The organism is Chamaesiphon polymorphus CCALA 037, from assembly GCF_003003845.1.
In the GTDB taxonomy this organism is placed as follows: domain Bacteria; phylum Cyanobacteriota; class Cyanobacteriia; order Cyanobacteriales; family Chamaesiphonaceae; genus Chamaesiphon; species Chamaesiphon polymorphus.
Genome location: NZ_PVWO01000393.1, coordinates 1 through 5,605, shown reverse-complemented (window position 1 = coordinate 5,605; position 5,605 = coordinate 1). Strand labels below are relative to the sequence as shown.

Annotated in this window: 7 protein-coding genes; 6 read left to right on the top strand and 1 reads right to left on the bottom strand. The window is 46.5% G+C overall.

Annotation, left to right across the window (positions count from 1 at the left end; all coding sequences use genetic code 11):
• Positions 1-251 precede the first annotated feature (251 nt).
• The 5 genes from C7B77_RS22675 (at position 252) to C7B77_RS22655 (ending at position 4,173) form a co-directional block, all read left to right on the top strand.
• Positions 252-1,037, top strand: a complete 786-nt coding sequence (locus C7B77_RS22675) for a ChaB family protein (RefSeq protein WP_106310250.1) — start codon at positions 252-254, stop codon at positions 1,035-1,037.
• 160 nt (positions 1,038-1,197) lie between these two features.
• Complete coding sequence (locus C7B77_RS22670) at positions 1,198-1,611, top strand: hypothetical protein (RefSeq protein WP_146138460.1); 414 nt, start codon at positions 1,198-1,200, stop codon at positions 1,609-1,611.
• 349 nt (positions 1,612-1,960) lie between these two features.
• Positions 1,961-2,200: a CsbD family protein gene (locus C7B77_RS22665; RefSeq protein ID WP_106310244.1), complete on the top strand. Its 240-nt coding sequence runs from the start codon at positions 1,961-1,963 to the stop codon at positions 2,198-2,200.
• Between the two features lie 251 nt (positions 2,201-2,451).
• Positions 2,452-2,643: a hypothetical protein gene (locus C7B77_RS22660; RefSeq protein WP_146138459.1), complete on the top strand. Its 192-nt coding sequence runs from the start codon at positions 2,452-2,454 to the stop codon at positions 2,641-2,643.
• Positions 2,644-2,703: 60 nt separating this feature from the next.
• Entirely contained in the window at positions 2,704-4,173 is a 1,470-nt protein-coding gene (locus C7B77_RS22655; RefSeq protein ID WP_106310238.1) for a PRC-barrel domain-containing protein, read from the top strand.
• 323 nt (positions 4,174-4,496) lie between these two features.
• On the opposite strand, the gene dndE is transcribed toward C7B77_RS22655, so the two are convergent.
• Complete coding sequence (gene dndE, locus C7B77_RS22650) at positions 4,497-4,892, bottom strand: DNA sulfur modification protein DndE (RefSeq protein WP_106310235.1); 396 nt, start codon at positions 4,890-4,892, stop codon at positions 4,497-4,499.
• 64 nt (positions 4,893-4,956) lie between these two features.
• Between dndE and C7B77_RS22645 the strand changes: the two genes are divergently transcribed.
• Positions 4,957-5,605, top strand: a 649-nt coding sequence (locus C7B77_RS22645; protein ID WP_106310232.1) for an alpha-hydroxy-acid oxidizing protein, incomplete at its 3' end; no start/stop codon positions are given.

The window sequence follows — 5,605 nt, the reverse complement described above, 5'->3', positions numbered from 1 at the left end:
ATAAAGGGGAGGGAGCCGGATAAGCCCCTGCTCTTATAAATAAGAAGGGAGCCGGAAAAGCCCCCCCTTTATAAGGGGGGGTTGGGGGGGTAAACCCAAATAAAACGAAGCTAGTGTCTAAAAAGTAAGAACAACGTAGCTCGACTTTTTAAAAACCAGCGATTTCTTAGCTAGTGTCTAAAAAGTAAGAACAACGTAGCTCGACTTTTTAAAAACCAGCGATTTCTTATCCCTTATACCCCTATTTTAAAATGTCAGAACAAACCCAAACCCAACCCACGAATTCCGTAGTAGAACGCACCATTTCTGCCGTGTTTGCAGAAGAGAGCCAAATCGATGGCGTCGTTCGCCGAGCGATCGAGCGCGGCATTCCTAAAGAAGACATCTCCGTAATGGGACGCAACTTTCAATCCCAGACTAAAATTACTGGATTTATTTCCAAACGCGACGTCATCTTGGGTGGACTCCGCAGTGGCGCAATCTTTGGCTCTTTATTTGGCTCTTTCTTGAGCTTGCTGACTGGCGTAGGCGTATTACTAGTACCGTTTGTCGGCCCAATTGTTGCCGCAGGGCCAATCGGCGCGATCTTACTCGGAGCTACTAGCGGCGCGATCGCAGGTAGTGCCGGAGCTGGTTTAGTATCTGTATTAGCCGCTCTAGGGATGCCCGAAGAACAAGCAGCACTCTACCAAACCCGCCTCGCCGCAGGGGAATTTGTAATGATGCTCGAAGTACCTGCCGATCGTACTGGTGAATACCAACTGCTGTTAGAAAGTGCGGGTGCCAAAGATATCCACGTCAACGAGTCTGCTCTACCGCGCGCTGCTGGACAGTACAACAGTCCCGAAGACCTCTCGCCCGAAATCCGCTCGCACTTGTCTGATGAGGCTCAGACTGTGTTTATCGCTAGCTACGGTGCCGCACTCAAACAAACCAACGACAAAACCAAAGCCGAACAAGCTGCTTGGGCTAAAGTCATCGAGCAATTCGATGAAGACGAAAACGGTGTCTGGTCGAAGGCCAAATCTATTGTCTAGAATGTTGTAAAAACTCAACATTAAAGTTTTACTGGGAGTAAATATTCTCCTCTATCGATCGATAGAGGAGAAATACTCATTTCAACAGATAACATAGACAGTCGATCGATCGTACATTGATAAATACTTTAGTTGTGTGAATAACACACCTGAAAATAATATGGACGATATCAATCTCAGTTTAGAAGAGAATCTAGCAACAGACGATGAATCTCGCGATCGACCGCAGACCTTGACGGACGTTGGGGAGCGGATGAAAGATGAAATTGTCAGCAAAGCTCAAACGACCTCCACACCAGAGACTACGGGCAAACCTCCGAGTTTGAGCGATACTTGCTCGGGAATCAAAGAGCGATCGATAAATGAAGGTCAACAATTAGTCGCTACAAATGAGAGTCTGGGTAAACCCCAAACTTTTACGCAGGCATGTTCGGCCATGAAGGAGGAAATAGCTTCTGAAGCAGAAATGCTTTATCCCGCTGCACCAACTGGAGAACAGCCAGAGGTTGGGGTGAGTGAAGCGATGAAACACGAACTAAAAGATCGAGCAGAAGACGATCGGCAGAGTTCTTAAACTCCAGACTCGGAACCCGACGCATCATTCACTACAGCATAAGCTAAAAAAGCCAACTGGTTCGATTGGTAGGCTGAGGTTGAGAAGATACCCCCGATTTCTAGTCGAGATCGGGAGTATCTTCTTAAGTGTGTTGAGAATTTTACCACCTCGAAGTCATGCCGAGTGCGACAACTTCAACTAATCCGTCGATCGAGGTATTTTGGTAAGCCGATTTACAGATGTCCGATCTAGATCGATCGCGCTATAAGTATGGCTTTGAGTAGAGAGAGTTTTTGGCTAACGATCGTATAGTACAGATAGTTCAACTGCGAAAGCTAATAGCAGGATAAGACAATAGGAGAATAATATGAGTACCGAAGATCGCGCAAAAGCAGCCGCTCAAAATGTAGAAGGCAAGAGTCAAGAAGTTGCAGGCGCAGTAACTGGAAATACTGAAGATGAAGCGGCTGGAAAAGCTAAACAAGCTGCTGCAAACGTCCGTGACGGCATCGAAGATGCCAAAGATAAAATTGGCGACAAAGCCAAAGAAGTTGGTGACAAAATTAGCGATGGTGTAGATCGCGCTAAAGAAAATCTAAACAAGTAACTCTGACGATAGTTGCTCTTGACTGATACTGGGTATTTTAATTTAAAGCTTAGGCAGCTATTGTCTAAGCTTTTTTATGTGAAACAGATATTAAAGATAAAGCTTATTTCCTTTGGCATAGATGCGAATTATATAAGTACATCTAATTATTTAATGAGTTGTCATTATTTACACCTATCGACCGAGTGTCGATCGCAGTCCAAACTGATAAGATCGAGGTAATAAGTCAAGCTAAAAATAATAAAAATTGTATGCCCAGATTAGTAGGAAGAACCTCAAAAACTCCCTTATACACCACGATCGCTGTATTGATTCTGGCTGCGGCTACTGCGCTAGAGTATACCGGAGAAATAGATTTAGTGCCAGGTTTCGGTAGAGATAACCCTAGCAGAAGATCGACACATTTTTATGATTCCGATCCGCGAAGACCGATAGAACCGTAAATAAAAATTAATAACAAACAGATAAATAGTAGCTACTAATAATAAAGGGAAATAAAGATCGTGCGTAAGGGTAAAGAACTTATCGGCAAGCCAGTCATTACGTATGACTCTGGCGAAAGAATTGATAGTATCAAAGATCTCATCTTTGATGAAAATAATAATAGCCTGCTTGGATTTTTAATTGCAGAGAAAGGTTGGTTCGATCGGGCTAAAGTTTTGCCACTCTTCCTAGTCAAAGCACTCGGTGTAGATGCCATCATCGTACCGTCTAAAGACGCGATTGCTCCCGCTCGCGACTACGAAAATATTAACCGGATTCTAGCCGATCGAAGCGTTTTAAATGGCACCCGCATTATGACCACCGATGGTCGTGACTTGGGCAAACTCATCGATTTCTATTTTGATGAAACCAGTGGGGCGATCGAAGGATACGAAACTTCTGGGGGATTATTTGCCGATGCTTATTCGGGCAGATCGTTCGTCCCAGCCACCCATACACTCAAAATTGGTGAAGATGTAGCCTTCGTCCCTGTCGAGACAATCGCCTTGATGGAAGAGCAAGTCGGCGGGATTAAAGCAGCGATGCAAACTGCCAGCGAGAAGCTGCAAGCCACCGCACAAGTTGCGGGCGAACGCCTTCAAGATACCGCCCAAGTTGCGGGTGAGAAGTTTCAGGATACAGCTCAAATAGCTGGCGAAAGGCTTCAAGCAGCCGGACGAGTAGCTAATACCAGAGTCACAAATGCGATCGTCGATCGGGTAGAGCAAAAAGCCTTTGCAATTGGGAAGATGGCACAATTTCCAGTTAAGGCTCCTAACGGCATCCAAGTAGTTTCCGCAGGCGAAATTATTAATATCAGAGTTGCCGAGAGTGCCGAGCGGCTAGGAGTCCTAGACGAACTCTATCGCTCTGCTGGTGGGAGTTTGACCGAACCCTTCCGCGATCGCATGGGTAATCTCATGGCTGGATTTACTGTAGAACAAGCTCAAGGACGACGCGCGCAACGCGAGGTATATACTCCCCAGGGCTATATTATCGCCGCCCAGGGTCAAATCGTCACTCAAAACGCGATCGAGCGTGCCAAGGCAACTCATCAGGAGTCAGCCTTATTAGAAGCTGTCGGCTTGTCTCACTCAGTTGCAGCTCGCTCCCAAGCAGGTGCTCTGGCAACCACCACCGGAGAGCGGCTCAAAACCACCACCGCCGACACCAGCGAGCGCGTGCGTGAAGGTGCCCTCAATATCTGGGAGCATGTCAAAGAGACCGCTAATGACTTGCAAGGACGCAGCAAACAAGCAATCGAAGAAAAGCGGATTAAAGGAGCTTTAGGTCGTCCCACTACCAGAGTTATCCTCGATCGCAATGATGAGGTTATCCTCAATGTAGGCGAATTAATCAATCATAAAGCGATCGACAGTGCCCGCGAAGCTGGGAGCCTGGATATATTACTAGACTCAGTGTATACAGAAACCCCGCATTTATCGATCGACGAGCTACGCGCACCAGCAAAAGGCCGAGCGGCTTTTTAAAAACCAGATCGCAGCCAGAGGTAGAAACACAATCGGTCTCTACCTCTTTTTTTGTGCCCCACTTGGCTCTTCGGCAATTATGGCGAGCGGGAAGACTTATAAAAAGATAAAGCGGCTCTAAGCTGAGCCTTTATTTCCTGACGGTTTGCAGATGCACGTCTTCTAATAACGTAAGCTAGCTAATGGTGAGGCCAACGACTAGAAGTCGTGGCTGGTGTTGCGAAGTCCGCCTGCGCGGACTAGTTAATCAGTCCGCGCAGGCGGACTTTGCAATATGAGCAGCGGTTTCTAACCGCTGAGGTTATAACTAGCAACGTGGGTTATTACCCATTATCCTCGCGGCTGACGAGAGCGACTAAATCTTCAATTTTGCGCATCTTAGGATCGCCAGCTAAATAACCGATACCGCGATGTAAATGCAGTCGAAATTGCTGCGATAAAACTTCGGGCGTTAGATCGAGTCCGTCTCGATAACATCGCTGCTTGAGTGCGAGAATAGAAATATCGGCCAGATCGCCAGCAAAAACTTGCCAGCTCATTTCGAGATTGCTATCGGCGGGAATAGGAATGAGCGATGGTGGTGCTGTCTCTGCCAAAGAGCGATAGAATGCCCAGCGACAGAGAATATTCCAGCGATCGATCTTCGTAATTCGTTTGAGTTTTACGAGTTGGTCTTTAGCTGTTTGTGAGAGTTTGATGCTATTTACTGGTGGTTCCATCATAAAATAAGTAGCGAAGATCTTAAGAATTTGAGATTGGCTCGATTACCTCGCAACTACCACTATGTCCACCATTCAACGCAAAGCCGAACATATTCAGATTTGTTTGGAATCAGATGTCCAGTTTAAAACTCAGGGCAGTGGATTCGATCGATATCAGTTCAGTCATAGTTGTCTGCCAGAACTAGACTACTCCTGCATCGATCTTACTACCAAATTGCTGGGGAAACAGCTCGGTGCGCCGATTTTGATTTCTTCGATGACTGGTGGGACTTTGCAAGCCAAGGAGATCAATTATCGACTGGCAGAAGTGGCGCAAGAATATGGATTAGCTATGGGTGTCGGTTCTCAACGCGTCGCGATCGAACAACCGCAGGTAGCGGATACTTTTCAAGTTCGCAAGATTGCGCCGGATATCTTGTTACTTGCCAATCTGGGAGCCATTCAACTCAATTATCGCTATGGAGTCGATGAATGTTTGAAAGCAGTAGAATTATTAGCCGCCGATGCCTTGATTTTGCATCTCAATCCCCTTCAGGAATGCATTCAACCTAATGGCGATACCAATTTTAAGGGATTACTCGATCGGATCGCGATCGTCTGCGAGCGGCTACCCGTACCAGTAATTATTAAAGAGGTCGGTAATGGAATTTCTGCCGAAATGGCGCATCAATTAATCGCGGCTGGCGCGAGTGGCATCGATGTGGCAGGTG